19 protein-coding genes are annotated in these 13,080 nt (G+C 69.2%); 5 read left to right on the top strand and 14 right to left on the bottom strand.

What is annotated here, in order from left to right:
- The first annotated feature begins 51 nt into the window (after positions 1–51).
- Positions 52–1,353 (top strand): glycosyltransferase, encoded by a 1,302-nt coding sequence (locus ABD164_RS06305; RefSeq protein WP_344294573.1) that lies wholly within the window; start codon positions 52–54, stop codon positions 1,351–1,353.
- On the opposite strand, the gene ABD164_RS06310 is transcribed toward ABD164_RS06305, so the two are convergent.
- From ABD164_RS06310 to ABD164_RS06345, 8 genes are all read right to left on the bottom strand, one after another.
- Complete coding sequence (locus ABD164_RS06310) at positions 1,328–2,179, bottom strand: alpha/beta fold hydrolase (protein ID WP_344294575.1); 852 nt, start codon at positions 2,177–2,179, stop codon at positions 1,328–1,330. The genes ABD164_RS06305 and ABD164_RS06310 overlap by 26 nt on opposite strands.
- A 13-nt stretch (positions 2,180–2,192) precedes the next feature.
- Positions 2,193–2,693, bottom strand: coding sequence for an SRPBCC family protein (locus ABD164_RS06315; RefSeq protein ID WP_344294577.1), 501 nt, complete (start codon positions 2,691–2,693; stop codon positions 2,193–2,195).
- Entirely contained in the window at positions 2,683–3,033 is a 351-nt protein-coding gene (locus ABD164_RS06320; protein WP_344294579.1) for an ArsR/SmtB family transcription factor, read from the bottom strand. Before ABD164_RS06320 ends, ABD164_RS06315 begins: the two co-directional genes overlap by 11 nt.
- On the bottom strand, positions 3,030–3,755 hold the full coding sequence (locus tag ABD164_RS06325) for a DUF998 domain-containing protein (RefSeq protein ID WP_344294581.1): 726 nt from the start codon (positions 3,753–3,755) through the stop codon (positions 3,030–3,032). The genes ABD164_RS06320 and ABD164_RS06325 overlap by 4 nt, the downstream gene beginning before the upstream one ends.
- Positions 3,756–3,839: 84 nt before the next feature.
- On the bottom strand, positions 3,840–4,229 hold the full coding sequence (locus tag ABD164_RS06330; RefSeq protein ID WP_344294583.1) for a type II toxin-antitoxin system VapC family toxin: 390 nt from the start codon (positions 4,227–4,229) through the stop codon (positions 3,840–3,842).
- On the bottom strand, positions 4,226–4,462 hold the full coding sequence (locus tag ABD164_RS06335; RefSeq protein WP_344294585.1) for a FitA-like ribbon-helix-helix domain-containing protein: 237 nt from the start codon (positions 4,460–4,462) through the stop codon (positions 4,226–4,228). Before ABD164_RS06335 ends, ABD164_RS06330 begins: the two co-directional genes overlap by 4 nt.
- Before the next feature lie 20 nt (positions 4,463–4,482).
- Positions 4,483–4,938, bottom strand: coding sequence for a hypothetical protein (locus tag ABD164_RS06340; RefSeq protein WP_344294587.1), 456 nt, complete (start codon positions 4,936–4,938; stop codon positions 4,483–4,485).
- Positions 4,939–5,122: 184 nt separating this feature from the next.
- Positions 5,123–6,715, bottom strand: a complete 1,593-nt coding sequence (locus ABD164_RS06345; RefSeq protein WP_344294589.1) for an ABC-F family ATP-binding cassette domain-containing protein — start codon at positions 6,713–6,715, stop codon at positions 5,123–5,125.
- Positions 6,716–6,883: 168 nt separating this feature from the next.
- Between ABD164_RS06345 and ABD164_RS06350 the strand changes: the two genes are divergently transcribed.
- Complete coding sequence (locus tag ABD164_RS06350; RefSeq protein ID WP_344294591.1) at positions 6,884–7,306, top strand: acyl-CoA thioesterase; 423 nt, start codon at positions 6,884–6,886, stop codon at positions 7,304–7,306.
- 31 nt (positions 7,307–7,337) lie between these two features.
- Here ABD164_RS06350 and ABD164_RS06355 read toward each other — a convergent pair whose 3' ends face one another.
- The 3 genes from ABD164_RS06355 to ABD164_RS06365 all read right to left on the bottom strand — a co-directional run bounded on the left by ABD164_RS06355 (position 7,338) and on the right by ABD164_RS06365 (position 9,327).
- Positions 7,338–7,814, bottom strand: a complete 477-nt coding sequence (locus ABD164_RS06355; protein WP_344294593.1) for a recombinase family protein — start codon at positions 7,812–7,814, stop codon at positions 7,338–7,340.
- Positions 7,815–7,875: 61 nt separating this feature from the next.
- The gene (locus ABD164_RS06360; RefSeq protein WP_344294595.1) at positions 7,876–8,754 is read right to left on the bottom strand and encodes an LLM class flavin-dependent oxidoreductase; all 879 of its coding nucleotides are present in this window, start codon (positions 8,752–8,754) and stop codon (positions 7,876–7,878) included.
- A gap of 48 nt (positions 8,755–8,802) precedes the next feature.
- Positions 8,803–9,327: a TetR/AcrR family transcriptional regulator gene (locus ABD164_RS06365; RefSeq protein ID WP_344294597.1), complete on the bottom strand. Its 525-nt coding sequence runs from the start codon at positions 9,325–9,327 to the stop codon at positions 8,803–8,805.
- Between the two features lie 57 nt (positions 9,328–9,384).
- Between ABD164_RS06365 and ABD164_RS06370 the strand changes: the two genes are divergently transcribed.
- Complete coding sequence (locus tag ABD164_RS06370) at positions 9,385–9,735, top strand: VOC family protein (protein ID WP_344294599.1); 351 nt, start codon at positions 9,385–9,387, stop codon at positions 9,733–9,735.
- On the opposite strand, the gene ABD164_RS06375 is transcribed toward ABD164_RS06370, so the two are convergent.
- Complete coding sequence (locus ABD164_RS06375) at positions 9,736–10,389, bottom strand: LysE family translocator (protein ID WP_344294601.1); 654 nt, start codon at positions 10,387–10,389, stop codon at positions 9,736–9,738.
- 102 nt (positions 10,390–10,491) lie between these two features.
- Here ABD164_RS06375 and ABD164_RS06380 point away from each other — a divergent pair, with 102 nt between their 5' ends.
- Positions 10,492–10,944 (top strand): Lrp/AsnC family transcriptional regulator, encoded by a 453-nt coding sequence (locus tag ABD164_RS06380; protein WP_344294603.1) that lies wholly within the window; start codon positions 10,492–10,494, stop codon positions 10,942–10,944.
- Positions 10,945–10,968: 24 nt separating this feature from the next.
- Here the strand turns inward: ABD164_RS06380 and ABD164_RS06385 are convergent, their stop codons facing one another.
- Together ABD164_RS06385 and ABD164_RS06390 are read right to left on the bottom strand one after the other, a co-directional pair.
- A complete protein-coding gene (locus ABD164_RS06385; RefSeq protein ID WP_344294605.1) occupies positions 10,969–11,283 on the bottom strand; it encodes an ArsR/SmtB family transcription factor in 315 nt (104 codons plus the stop codon).
- On the bottom strand, positions 11,280–11,750 hold the full coding sequence (locus ABD164_RS06390) for an SRPBCC family protein (protein WP_344294606.1): 471 nt from the start codon (positions 11,748–11,750) through the stop codon (positions 11,280–11,282). The genes ABD164_RS06385 and ABD164_RS06390 overlap by 4 nt, the downstream gene beginning before the upstream one ends.
- Positions 11,751–11,859: 109 nt before the next feature.
- Between ABD164_RS06390 and solA the strand changes: the two genes are divergently transcribed.
- Positions 11,860–13,026 carry an N-methyl-L-tryptophan oxidase gene (gene solA / locus ABD164_RS06395; protein ID WP_344294608.1) on the top strand — a complete coding sequence of 389 codons (1,167 nt, stop codon included), beginning with the start codon at positions 11,860–11,862 and terminating at the stop codon, positions 13,024–13,026.
- Positions 13,027–13,080: the final 54 nt, after the last annotated feature.

Consider the following 13,080-nt stretch of genomic DNA (forward strand, 5'->3'; position numbering starts at 1 on the left):
TCCGAGCTACCCCTATAGTGCACCGCGGCGACACGGGCTAGCCTCAGGGCCATGACCGCCGGAGAATCCACCACCGACGCCGCCGGAGCCACGAACACGACGACTCCTCGCACGTACCTCTTCACGCTCACCGACGCCGGGGGCACCGTTCCGCCCGAACTCGGTGTGGTTCGCCGGCTCGTCGACCGCGGCCATCGCGTCACCGTGCTCGCCGAGCAGTCGATGGCCGACCAGGTGCGCCCTACCGGCGCGGCCTACCTTTCTGGCGACTTCGGCGGACCCGGAGAGCTCCGCGACTGGGAGCTGCGCAGCCCGACGAGCATGGCCCGGGGAATGGCCGACCACATGATGAGCGGACCAGCGCCCGGACAGGCACGCGAGACGGCGTCCGCGATCGATGCGATACATCCCGACCTCGTGGTGGCCTCGGCGATGGGCATCGGCGGCATGATCGCTGCCGAGGCGCGCGGGGTGCCGTTCGATGCACTGATCCCGAACGTCTACCCGCTGCCCGTGCCGGGATCACCGCCGTTCGGCATGGGTCTGGCACCCTCGCACGGATCGCTCGGCCGACTTCGCGATCGCGTCGTGAGCGCGGGTGCAACCGGCATGATCGACCGGTACGCGCTCGCGCCGATCAACGCGGTGCGCCGGGACTACGGCCTCGATGCGATCGAGCACTCCTGGGATCAACTGCGCGGCGCCCGCCGCCAGCTCATCCTCACCTCGGCCGCCTTCGACTTCGTCGGCGAGTTACCGCAGAACGCCCGGTACGTGGGACCGATCCTCGACGACCCTGCCTGGGCCGCCGACCAGGCCTGGATTGCGCCGGCCGGCGACTCGCCGCTCGTGCTCGTCGCGATGTCGTCGACCTTCCAGAACCACGTCGACTGCCTGCAGCGCATCTCGGATGCCCTCGGCAGTCTGCCCGTGCGCGGTCTCGTGACGACGGGGCCCGCCATCGACCCCGACCAGATCCAGGCGCCGGCGAACGTCTCGGTCGTCGTATCCGCTCCGCACAGCGAGGCGATGCGGCAGGCCGACCTCGTCGTCACGCACGGCGGGCACGGCACGGTCATCAAGACGCTCGCCGCGGGCCTTCCGCTCGTGATCCTCCACCATGGCCGCGACCAAGCCGACAACGCGGTGCGGGTCACGACCCGTGGCGCCGGGGTCGCGGTGTCGCGCCGCGCATCTGCCGAGAAGATCGCACGAGCCGTCGCCGACGTGCTCGGCGACCCCGCGTACCGTCGCGCTGCCGAAGAGCTCGGTGAAGCCGTCGCGCGTGACGCGGCCAGCAGCGCGCTGCTCGATGAGCTCGAGGGTGTCACCGGGCGCGCGACGCCTCGCTGAAGAACCACTCGAGCGTCGGCAGCAGCAGCGCCGGCTTCATCATGGGCGTGGCGTGGTGCGCGCCGTCGATCACGTCGTGCTCGGCACCGAGGTGCGCGGCGAGCGCGGCACTTCCGGTGCGCATGAAGGCGTCGCCCTTGCCGCCGACGAGTACCAGCGCCGGCGCGACGAGTCGCTGCCACCGCGTCGTGGTGAGCGGCACGCCGTCTTGCAGACCGGCGCACAACCGCAGGTCGTAGACCGTGGTGGGCGCCATGGCCTCCATCGAGCGCCAGATCGGCACCATGAGCCTCATCGCGCCGACCATGAAGCCCGACGCGCCCAGCGCGGTCTTCATGAACTCGGTGACCGCCTGCGAGCGACGCCCCGTTTCGATCAGCGCGGCGATGCGGTCGGCCAGGTCTCGCGGTACGGGCGGGCGCTGGTCGTCGACGATCACCGGCGCTTCGTAAGCTGCGACGGCCCCGACCTTCGACGGCAGTGCGGCCGCCGCGTCGAGCGCGAGCACACCGCCCGACGACGCGCCGAACACCAGGGCGGTGCCACCGTGTGCGTCGATCAGCGCCTCGATGTCGTCGACCTCGCGCGCCACGGCCCACTCCCCCGCGTCGGTGCTGGCGCCTCGTCCGCGCCGGTCGTAGTTGACGACCGTGTAGCTCGCTGAGAGCTGGGCGGCGAGCTTGCGGTTGTCGCGGCGGTCTGAGAGGGCCTGCGCGACGAGCACGAGCACGGGGCCGTCGCCCGAGCGCTCGAAGGCGATGGTGGTGCCGTCGCGCGAGGTCACCGTCGCATCAATGGGTCGCGTTGCGACATCCGTCTTCGACATCGTCTTCTCCTCTTCAACCAGAAGCGGCGAGCGCGGTCGCGAGCCGCTCGAATGCGTCGGTGAATCCCTCGACCATGCCGAGCGCCTCGGCCTCGTCGAGTTGCTCGGTGCCGGTGAATGCGACCGTGATCGACACCGACGTCGCGCCGTGCGACTGATCGATGAGCACCGTCGTGGGCATCTCGGTACCCACGATCAGCGCGCCCGATGCATCGGCGAACGAGTCAACGAACTCGAGGCGATGCGGTGCGTCGACGACGCGGTAGATGGCTCGACCCCACTGTTCGTCGTCGAGCTCGTGCTCGGCCTCGGGCCGCAGACGGTATCGCCACACCCCGCCGGGGCGGACGTCGAGCTCGAAGATGTCGACGAGCCATCCGCTCGGACCCCACCACATGCGCAAGCGGTCGGCCTGCGTCCAGCACGCCCACACGAGGTCAGCGGGTGCCGCGAACTCGCGTTCGACGATGAGCCGGCAGCGTTCGTAGTCTTTCGTGACGGTGCTAGCGGGCATCAGGGGCATCCGTTCGGGTCTCGAGCTCTGACAGGTAGTTGTCGAGGCGGTCGAATCGACTCGTCCACACTTGGGCGAAGCTGTCGAGCCACGTCTCGAGCGAGCGGAACTGCTCCGGCAGCAGGTGATAGACCCGCGACTGCGCCTGCCGTTCGGCACGCACGAGACCTGCCTCGGCGAGGATGCGCAGGTGCCGCGAGGTCTGTGGCTGCAGCAGCGACAGGCGCTCGGCGATCTCGCCGACCGGCCGCCCACCGTCGCGCAGCAGCTCGACGATGCGCAGGCGATTCGGTTCGGCGAGCGCGACCAGCACGTCGAGTTCGAGCGCGGCGCCGCTCACGACGCACGTCCCGACAGGGTCGGTGCCGAGATATCGGATGCCCCGGGCGCGGCGCCGCGGCGGATCGCCAGCGCACAGCCGCCGACGGCAGCGAGCCAGACCGCGTCGGCAGCCAGCAGGAACCGGCCCTGCCAGCCGACGGGGACGTCGGGGCCGAGCCGGCCGGTCTCGGGCATCAGCACCGCCAGGCTCACGGTGAGCAGCACCGCCGCCCATACGGTGAGCACCGCGCCGAGCACGAGCACCCAGCGCACGCGACGCCACTGCGGACTGTGGCGCGTGAGCGACACCGCCAAGATGACCGCCGCGATCGGGATGCCGTCGGCGAGCACCGGCCCGATCGAGTGCAGCGTTCCCGTGAGCGTCATCTCGCCCGGGGGCGTGGTGGCGGGATCGGTGGGGAAGATCGCGGCCACGACGAATCCGGTCGCCGCCAGCAGGACAGCCGCCAGGCCGATGCGACCCGGCCAGGTGACGGCCTGTGAGGTCAGGGCGAGGAAGAGGCCGACGCTCGCGGCGGCCAGCAGCAGGAACGCCGTGGTCATCACCCAGCCGGTCGCGCCGAGGGCGAGCTCACTGGGCGGCTGCCACGACGGGTCGACGGTCGGCTGCACGAGGTGAGCGACCACGAAGACGGCGATGAAACCCGCGCCGCCGAACACGGCGACCAGCGCTGGTGCGCGGCGGATCCGGGTCGGTGAGGGAGCAGTATGTTTCGTCATGGCTTAAGAATACACCTGTGTGTATATACACACAAGTAGATATTCAGGCAAACCGGGCACGGCTCGCACGCCGATCCCCGCGCCTCAGGGCAACACCTCGACGGAACAGCGAAGACGCGGCGCCGTGGCGATGCGACGATCGCGCGTCACGAATGAGCAACCGAGAGTCTCGGCGAGAGCGACGTACGTCGCATCGTAGGTCGTGAGATTCGCTCGGTGGTGCAACGATCGCCGGATGAGCAGGGTGGACGGATGCCGTTCGACGCGAAGTCGGGCGAGGTCGTCGATCGCCCGGTCGAGGCGCATGTCGTCAAGCCGCCCGGTCAGCCAAAGCCCGCGCAGGGCAGAGGCCACCTCGACGTCGAGGATGTCAGGGGCGAAGAGTTCGTCGTCAGAGAGTCGCGCGCGGGTTGCCCGGGCCCGCGCGCCATTCACCAGAACATCGACGATCACGGACGCGTCGACGACGATCACTGCCGACGCTCGCGTCCGGCGCGGATCGCGCGCTCGATCTCTTGCGATGTCAGGTCGAGCCCGTCGGGTCGCGCGTCGATCTCGGCAAGCAATTCGGTCACGGTCGGTCGGCCTGCGAGCTTCGCGAGTTCGAGGGAAAGATACTGCTGCAGCGACTGCCCTTCGCGCTCGGCTCGCGCGACGAGCACGGCGTGCACGTCGGGCGAAAGATCGCGAATGAGCACGTTCGGCATGCTTTCATTATGCATGCATCTCAACCGATCAGGTACACGAGGCCTTCGCCTCGCTCTGCGAGCGTCTGCGTGAAGTAACGAGCGGCCGTCAGATAGCTTCGCACGTAGTCTGTCGCCCCATCGAAGGGGCAATCGATCCAGGTTGCATCGACCTCGGTGAGCACGAGTTCAAGGTCGTTCGCGATTGCCGCGACCTCAGCGGCGTCGAGAACGCGCCGAAAGCCGAACCATCCGAGATCGACGAACCTCACTTCGCCGCGCACCAGTTCTGCCGCGGGTCGTTCGTTCGCAGTACCGATCCCGAACTCGCCCTGAAGGCAGCTCCAACATTTGTCGAGATAGAGCATCCGCGGTCGAGGTTCGGTTCCACCCCATGCATCCATGAGTGGGTCAGCGCCGAGATAGCGGTCGGGGTTGCGCTTCGCGTCGTCGATATCGTTCGGCGCGACCGGATAAGCGTAGTAGCGGATTCCCATGCCGATACGGTCGCACCGATCGCCGGTGAGACCCGCGCCTGAGAGCGATCAGAAGAGAAGTGCACCGAACCTCACGATGGGGAGGACGGGTGACGACGCGCACCGCGCACGCGTGCGACGCACGAATCGGCAAGAGAACCGCCAAAAGGTCACCGAGTTCGGCACACAGGGGCGCTGCCCGAGCTCACAGCGCCCCGGTGGCCGCCGTCTCGCGCACGCGCGGCCCGCCGTCGAACACGAGCAACCGGTCGGCGAGCTTGTCGACGAAGAACCGGTCGTGGCTCACGACGACGACCGCACCCGGGAAGTGGGTCAGCGCCCGTTCCATCACCTGGGTCGAGGTGATGTCGAGGTGGTTCGTCGGCTCGTCGAGCACGATCACGGCCGCCCCCGAGAGCAGGCACTGCGCGATCGCGACCCGGGCGCGCTGACCGCCCGAGAGGGTGCCGATCTTCTGCTGCAGGTCGGCCTCTGAGAACTGCAGCATCGCGAGGAACCGGTTCACGCTCTTCTTCGTCGCGGTGAACGCGAGCGAGTCGGGGTAGGCGTTCACCGCGTGGCCGACGGTGTCGTCGAGGTTCAGCTCGGCGTAGACCGCGTTGTACGAGACGAACCGCACACCCTTCGCCCATCGCACGGTGCCGGCATCGGCTTCGGCCTCACCGGTCAGCACATCGAGAAGGGTCGACTTTCCCGACCCGTTCGAGCCGAGCACCGCCACCCGGTCGCCGCGCTGCAGGTCGAACGACAGTCCCTCGAACAGCGGCGTGCCGTTGAAGCCCTTCGAAAGCCCGGTCACGGTGAGAAGGTCGTTCGACACCCGCAGCCCGTCGTAGATGCCGGTGATGATCTGGTCGATCGGGCGCGGCGCCTGCCGCTTCTTGATGTCGGCGAGCCGGCGCGCGACAGCGTTCGACGGGTTGCGGGCTGCCTCGCGGCGCGCGGCCGACGCGGACTGCTCGTAGGCCAGCAGCTCCTCTTCATGCGCGAACTGGCGCTCGAGCATCTTCAGCCGCGACTGCTTCGCGTGCACGTACGCCGAGTAGTTTCCGTCATATTCCTGAAGGCGGTGGTTCTCGATCTCGACGATGCGGTCGACGACGCCGTCGAGGAACTGCCGGTCGTGCGAGACCACGAGCACGGCGCCGGCGAAGCCGCCGAGCCAGCCCTCGATCCAGCGCACCCCGTCGAGGTCGAGGAAGTTCGTCGGCTCGTCGAGCAACAGCACATCGGGTGCCTGCACCAGGATCAGCGCGAGCGCGGCGCGGTTGCGCCATCCGCCCGACAGGCGGTCGACCGGCAGGTGCCGGCGCTCCTCATCGAAGCCGAGGCTCGTGAGCACGGTGTCGATCGTGTTCTCGTAGGTCCAGCCGCCGACGTGGTCCATGCGCTCGAACAGCTCGCCCTGCTCGGCGAGCAGAGCCGTCATCGCGGCATCCGTCATCGGTGCAGCCAGCTGCGCACCGATCTCATCGAGGCGCGCCTGCGTCTCGTGCACCGCGGCGAAATGCGCGCTCAGCGTGGCGTAGGTGCTCTGCTCGCCGTCGAGTTCTGAGAACTGCGAGAAGTACCCGATCGTGGTGCCGAGCGTCACGTCGATGGTGCCGCCCGTGGGCTCGCGCCGGCCGAGCACGAGCTCGAGGAACGTCGTCTTGCCGGTGCCGTTCTTGCCGATGAGCCCGATGCGGTCGCCGCGCCGCAGCTTGAGGAACGCCTCGCGCAGCACCGGCCGCCCGTCGAACTCCATGCTCACGTCGTTCAGGCGGATCAGGCTCACGGGTGTCCTTGTTTTCAGGAGGGGTGGAGAAGGCGAAGGCGAGCGGATGCCGCGAGCCGATGTGGCGCCGATGGGGTCGGCAAGCCTCACACACGATACCTCGCCATCACTCGGGCATCGGCGTAGCGTGAACCGCGACTCGACTCGCCGACCGAACGAGGAGCGACCATGACGAAGAAGCCGGTCGTCTACGAGACCACCCACCGCATCGCCTTCTCTGAGCTCGACCCGTTCCAGCACCTGAGCACCGGCAACTACGCCAGGTACTTCACCGACCACCGTATGGAAGGGCTGGCGAAACACGCCGGCTGGAACCTCGAGTCATACGGCTCGCTCGGCTTCATGATCTGGGTCAAGCGCATGGAGATCGACTTCCGCCGGCCGGTGGGCGCCGACCAGGAGATCACGATCACGTCGTTCGTTCGCGAGTTCGCCGGCACCGATGCGTTCATCGAGTGCACGATGACGGATGCCGCGGGCACGACCATCGCCGCGTGCCTCATGGTCGCGACGCATGTCGACGCGCAGACCCGGCGCGCGAGTGACTGGCCCGCCGAGCACGAGGCGCTGTTCTTCGAGCCTGACGACTGACGCACGCTGCCGGGCGTCGGCACGGGGCAATTCAGGCGCGAGCGTCTTCGAGGTGGGGCGCACCGTGGCTCAGCACCTTGACCACGAGGTTGTGGCGGCGCAGGGTTCGCACGGTGCGGGCGACCTCGTCGCTGTTGCGGCCGAGTGCGCGTTCGTTGGCCACGACGAGCACGTCGCCGGCCCGCAACGTGCCGAACAGTCGACCGAGGCGCTGCTCCCAGGTCTCGGGCGCCTCGGGCGCCGGGTGCTTGAAGTCGAGGATCGCGACGCCGAAAGCCGCGAGGTCGTTGCGCTGCTCGACCACCGTGGGCATGTCGTCGCGCGCGACGACGAGTCCCACCAGTCGGGCGCCCTCGGGGCGCGCCTTCCACCAGTCGCGGTTGCGCTGCAACTCCTCGAAGCACACGGGGCAGTCGAGGGCGTGATGTCCGGGAGTGTGCGGGGTGCGCGTCGCCTCGGGAGCCGCCGCCGACCCGGTCGTCGTCTCACCTGTGTTCAGCTCAGCCATTCCGTGCCCCTTCGAGTCGCCTTCCATTCTCGCCCCGAACGCGACGCGCTGCATCCCGACGTCATACCGACGAAAACAGCCGGGCGACCTCGCCGACCTGGCGCATGAATCCCTCGAGGTCGGGCTCGTCGGATGTCGGCTGCAGCACGACCGTATCGACGCCGACGGCGAAGAACCGTCGGGCGACCTCGGCAACGGCTGCGGCGTCACCGACGGCGGCGAGGCGTTGGTCGTCGGGCATGTTCCAGAGCGTGAGCTCTTGCTCAATGCGCGCCTCGGCCTCAGCCCCACCGAACGCCGCCGGCACGTAGACGACCACCTCGCTGCGCCCCTCGCGTTCGGCGGCGCGGCGACCCGCGGCGACCGTCACCACCGCCTCGGCCGCACGTTCTACGGTCGTGCCGCCGGTGAGCACGGTGCCGTCGGCGACCTCGCCGGTGAGGCGCAGCGTCTTGGGCCCCTCGCCGGCGGCGTACAGGGGAGGCACGACGGTCGGCGGCCAGTCGAGCCGTACCCGATCGAGCTGCACGTATCGGCCGTTCATCGTCACCTCGTCGCCGGCGAGCAGTTGCCGCAACGCCGGCACGTACTCCCGCATGAGCGTGAGCGGCGACGCGACCTTGCTGCCGATCTGCGCCATCCACCGCTGCACGCCGTGCCCCACACCGGGAACCAGGCGGCCGGGGAACATGCGGGCGATCGTCACGATCTCCATGGCCGTGATCGCGACGTTGCGCAGCGGCATCGGGGCGACGCCGATTCCGACGCGCAGCTGCTTCGACCAGGCGAGGGCCGCGGCGGCCGTCGCGAAGGCCGACTCCTGGAAGCAGTCCTCCCAAAGCCAGAGCTCGGGTAGCCCACCGGCCTCGGCGGCCTCGACCACGGGCCGCAGCCGCTCGGGTGGGAATTCGGGCAGGAAGATCGCTCCGATTCGACGCATGGCCCCACTCTTCCAGGTCACCGACGCGGCGACATGGCGGCGCTACGGTCACGACGCGAGTCGGAACTCCAACGCGGTCAGGGCCGCGCGCGCCTGCTGTGGCTCGACACCCTCGGCGACCGCCACGAGCGCAGCCCGCCAGGCCGCGGCGAGGACGCGACCGAACACCGGCGATGCCTGGGCGGTGCTGGCACCGAGCATCTCGGCCAGGCGGTCGTGTTCCGACCCCGTCGGCGGTTCGGCGAGGATGCGGAGGAACTGTTCGCGCACGGCGAAGTCGAAGCCGATCAGCAGCGCCGCCTTCACAGCAGCCGCTCGATCAGACGCCATCGGGGATGCGGCGATGGCCCCCTCCATGCGGTCGAGCAGGCGCTGCTCGACATCGCCGCGCACGAATGCGTACAGCCCGAGCTTGCTGCCGAAGTGGTGGTAGAGCGCGCCGGTCGTGACGTTCGCGGCCGCGGCCAACTCGCCGACGGTGACCTCGTCGAAGGGCCTCGCCCCGAACTGGTGCACGGCAGTGAGCGCGAGCCGCCCCTTCGGGGAGGTCGATACCGGAATCCACTCGCGCACCACACCATAATGCCGTTATGCTGTGGGTAAATCCAATTACGACACGGAGGACGTGCCATGAAGCTCGAGTTCCTGTTCGTTCCAACCTCCGACCTAGGAGCGTCGCTCAGTCTCTACCGCGACGGCCTCGGGTTCACCGAGATGTGGCGAGAAGGCGATGCCACGGTCGCCCTCGCCCTGCCCGGCTCCGACACGCAGCTCATGCTCGACGCGCACGACCCCGAGGCCCCGATCGGGCCGCTGTTCGTCGTCGACAGCGTCGAGGCGTTCCACGCGTCCCGACCCGAGACGCTCGGTGTGATCGAAGCGCCCGGCGAGATCCCCGGCGGCTTCATGGCGACCTATCGAGATCCGGGCGGGGCCACGATCTACGTCATGGACCAGGCGGCCGACTCCGCCGAGCAGTAGTCACCCGCTGACGAAGTGCGACACCTGTTCGGCGACGAGGATCACCGCGAGCACGATCATCGCGGCGCCTGAGACGCGCGAGATGATGCGCGTGGCCGACGGCCGCACGCGAAGCACCGCCTTGGCGCCCATGCCCACCACGGAGTAGACGAGCGCGCAGCTGCCGACGAAGATGAGGCCGAGCACGGCGAGCTGCACGGAGATCGGCCATGCGCCCGCGGCATCCGTGAACTGCGGCAGGAGCACGACGAGCACCAGCAGTCCCTTCGGGTTCAGCCCGCTCACGCCGGTGCCCTGGGCGAATCGCAGCCACGGCCCGGTCGAGGCGCCCCCGGCGTGGTCGACGCCTGCGGCGCCGGCGCCCGCGGCGAGCTCGGGCGGCTGCCGCAGCACGCGGACGCCGAGATACGACAGGTAGGCCGCGGCTGCGCACGTGAGCCCGATGAGCACCCACGGCAGGGCGGCCACCGCGGCGCCGACACCCACTGCGACCGCAGCCACGGCCACGAGGTATCCGACAAGGATGCCGCTGAGCGACGGCACGATGGTGCGATCCCGCAGGCCCGCGTCGATGATGTACGCCCAATCGGGGCCGGGGACGAGCACCATCAGCGTCATCATGCCCCAGCACGCGAGCAGCAACTCGGTATTCACGCTGCGCTCCCGTCGTTCGATACGACGAAGGTACGCAAGATCAAGCAGAATAGGCTGCCGTGTTTCTCCTTTAGAGGCGGCGGGCGTGGAAGAATTCACCCCATGGACGCCATCGATCGGAGAATCCTTGCCGAGCTGCAGCAAGACGGTCGGCTGAGCCTCACCGACCTCGCGGGGCGCGTGCAACTCAGCATGTCGCCGACCCATCGTCGCCTGCATGCGCTCGAGGCCTCTGGTGCGATCACCGGGTACCGGGCCGTCATCGATCCCGAGGTCGTCGGGCTCGGGTTCGGCGCGCTCGTGTTCGTCACCATGGAGCAAGCGAACCAGGCGACAATTTCCGCCTTCGATGCGGCCGTCGCCGAGGTACCCGAGGTGATCCAGGCCCTGCGACTCTTCGGCGACCCCGACTACCTGCTGCGCATCGCCGTGCCCGACCTGCCGGCCTATCAACGCCTGTGGGACGAGAAGCTCTCGGCCCTGCCGGGTGTTCGCCGGGTCGCGTCGACCATCGTCATGAAGACGATCGTCGATGACCGCCCGCTGCCCATCTGACGAGCATCGAACGATGACGGGCCGTCAGAGCCCTTCGGCGATCTGCTTGATCGCGGCGAGACGGCGATCCCATTCGGCGCCGATGGCGTCGAGTCGGCGTGCGGTGTCGCTCAGCTGCGACCCGATCACGCGGTAGCGCACCTCGCGGCCGACCCGCACCGGCTCGACGAGGCCGACCTCCGCCAGCACGGCGAGGTGTTTCGCGATCGCCTGTCGAGTGACGGGCAGTCGCCCGGCGAGGGCCGACGCCGACGCGTCGCCCTCGCCGAGTGCCGTCAGGATGCTCCACCTGGTCTCGTCCCCGAGAGCGGCGAACACCGGAACCAGCGTCGTCGTCATGCGTCGCCCTCGAGCAGGGCGACGAGCTTGTCGAGTTCGGAGACCCAGCCCTCGCCGTGGCTCGCCATGTTCTTGGCGGGGTCGCTCGTGTGCTCGAAGCCGGTCTCGACGACGGTCAGCTGCGTGCCGCCCTGCACCGGCTCGAGGGTGAAGGTGAAGACGGTCGCGTGATCGTCGAGCTCGTCACGCAGGTGCCCGAGCGCGTCGTCGTTTCCCCACCGGTACGACACCGTGCGCGGGGCATCCGATTGCTCGACGCGGATCGGTACCGAGCCGTAGTCGGCGAACGTGATCGTGCCGGTCGCGCCGACGCCCGCGCCGTCGAGCACGGTACGCCCGAACCAGCGCGAGATGTGCTCGGGTTCGGTGACGGCGGTCCACACCTTCTCGATGGGCGCGGCGATGCGAATCGTGCGCCGAACACTGAAGGTGCTTTCGTCGATGACGGATGCCTCGTTGTCGGTCATGCTCACAATGATCGGTCCTTTCGTGATTGTCTGCAACTTCATGGTTGCAGATTAATCCCCGTTGCGCAACCTTTTGATTGCATATCACGAAGCGGGAGATGATCGAGGGATGGAATCCGAACAGGTCACGCCCCGATTCGATGCCGACGTCGCCGTGATCGGCCTCGGTGCCGTCGGCTCGAGCGCCGCCTGGCGGCTCGCGACCCGAGGGCTCGACGTGCTCGGCTTCGAGCAGTTCGAGCCCGGGCACGCGCTCGGCGGATCGACCGGGGCCACCCGGCTGTTCCGGGTGGCGTGCCTCGAACACCCGGGCCTCACGCCCATCGCCCGTCGCGCGCGCGACCTCTGGCGTGAACTCGAGGCGTCGAGCAGTCAGGCGCTCTTCCACGAGACGGGCGGCATCATGATCGGCCCGCCCGGCTCGCGCATCATCGAGGGCACGCTGCGCGCCGCCGACGCGCACGGACTGCCGATCGAGCAGCTCGACGCCGACGAGGTCGCCCGGCGCTTTCCGGCGCACGCGCGCCACAACCCGGGCGACGTGGGGGTGTGGGACCCCGAGGCGGGCATCGTGCGCCCCGAGGCCGCGATCGTCGCGGCGGTCGACGCCGCCCGCGCCGCCGGCGCGCGCATCCGCACGGGTACCCGCGTGACGGCGATCGAACCCGGCGACGCCGGCGTCACCGTGCGCACGGCCGACGCCGAGTTTCGCGTGCGGCACGTCGCCGTGACATCCGGACCGTGGATCAGCCGCTTGGTACCCGACCTGCCGCTCACGCCGCATCGCGTCGTGATGACGTGGTTCCGCGCGCGCGACGGTCGCGATGCGAACCTCGAGGTTCTGCCCGTGTTCATCCGCAGCGTGCCCGGCCACGACACGTGGATCTGGGGCCACGGCGCGATGCCCGGCCCCGACGGGTTCGACGCGAAGGTCGGGCCCGAGTTCGACGGCCCGTTCACGCCCGACGACCCCGATGCGATCGACCGCGAGATCCACCCGGACGAGACCGACGAGATCCGCGACCTCGTCGCAGCGACGTTCCCCGACCTCGACCCTGCCCCGTCGGGCGTGACGACCTGCATCATGACCCACACGCCCGACGGCCAGTTCGTCGTCGGACCGACCGCGCACCCGCGCGTCGTCGTCGGCGGCGGATGCTCCGGCCACTCGTTCAAGCACGCCTCGGCACTCGGGGAGCTCGTCGCGCAGTCGGTCGCGGGCGAGCAACCGTTCACGGATGCCGCCTTCCTCGACCCCCGAAGGTTCGCCCGGTAGTCTGGCGGCGGCAGGCACCGATGGCGATGCCGTGCTGCGCGGAACCCGGGGCGA

Source organism: Agromyces neolithicus (assembly GCF_039529735.1).
GTDB classification, from domain to species: Bacteria; Actinomycetota; Actinomycetes; order Actinomycetales; family Microbacteriaceae; genus Agromyces; species Agromyces neolithicus.

What these genes read in the sequence shown, in the direction of transcription:
- ABD164_RS06380 (WP_344294603.1), top strand. Translation starts at nt 10,492, where the DNA reads ATGGACGCCATCGATCGGAGAATCCTTGCCGAGCTGCAGCAAGACGGT.
- ABD164_RS06305 (WP_344294573.1), top strand. Translation starts at nt 52, where the DNA reads ATGACCGCCGGAGAATCCACCACCGACGCCGCCGGAGCCACGAACACG.
- ABD164_RS06325 (WP_344294581.1), bottom strand. Translation starts at nt 3,755, where the DNA reads ATGACGAAACATACTGCTCCCTCACCGACCCGGATCCGCCGCGCACCA.
- ABD164_RS06370 (WP_344294599.1), top strand. Translation starts at nt 9,385, where the DNA reads ATGAAGCTCGAGTTCCTGTTCGTTCCAACCTCCGACCTAGGAGCGTCG.
- solA (WP_344294608.1), top strand. Translation starts at nt 11,860, where the DNA reads ATGGAATCCGAACAGGTCACGCCCCGATTCGATGCCGACGTCGCCGTG.
- ABD164_RS06390 (WP_344294606.1), bottom strand. Translation starts at nt 11,750, where the DNA reads ATGACCGACAACGAGGCATCCGTCATCGACGAAAGCACCTTCAGTGTT.
- ABD164_RS06360 (WP_344294595.1), bottom strand. Translation starts at nt 8,754, where the DNA reads ATGCGTCGAATCGGAGCGATCTTCCTGCCCGAATTCCCACCCGAGCGG.
- ABD164_RS06350 (WP_344294591.1), top strand. Translation starts at nt 6,884, where the DNA reads ATGACGAAGAAGCCGGTCGTCTACGAGACCACCCACCGCATCGCCTTC.
- ABD164_RS06310 (WP_344294575.1), bottom strand. Translation starts at nt 2,179, where the DNA reads ATGTCGAAGACGGATGTCGCAACGCGACCCATTGATGCGACGGTGACC.
- ABD164_RS06315 (WP_344294577.1), bottom strand. Translation starts at nt 2,693, where the DNA reads ATGCCCGCTAGCACCGTCACGAAAGACTACGAACGCTGCCGGCTCATC.
- ABD164_RS06340 (WP_344294587.1), bottom strand. Translation starts at nt 4,938, where the DNA reads ATGGGAATCCGCTACTACGCTTATCCGGTCGCGCCGAACGATATCGAC.
- ABD164_RS06335 (WP_344294585.1), bottom strand. Translation starts at nt 4,462, where the DNA reads ATGCCGAACGTGCTCATTCGCGATCTTTCGCCCGACGTGCACGCCGTG.
- ABD164_RS06385 (WP_344294605.1), bottom strand. Translation starts at nt 11,283, where the DNA reads ATGACGACGACGCTGGTTCCGGTGTTCGCCGCTCTCGGGGACGAGACC.
- ABD164_RS06355 (WP_344294593.1), bottom strand. Translation starts at nt 7,814, where the DNA reads ATGGCTGAGCTGAACACAGGTGAGACGACGACCGGGTCGGCGGCGGCT.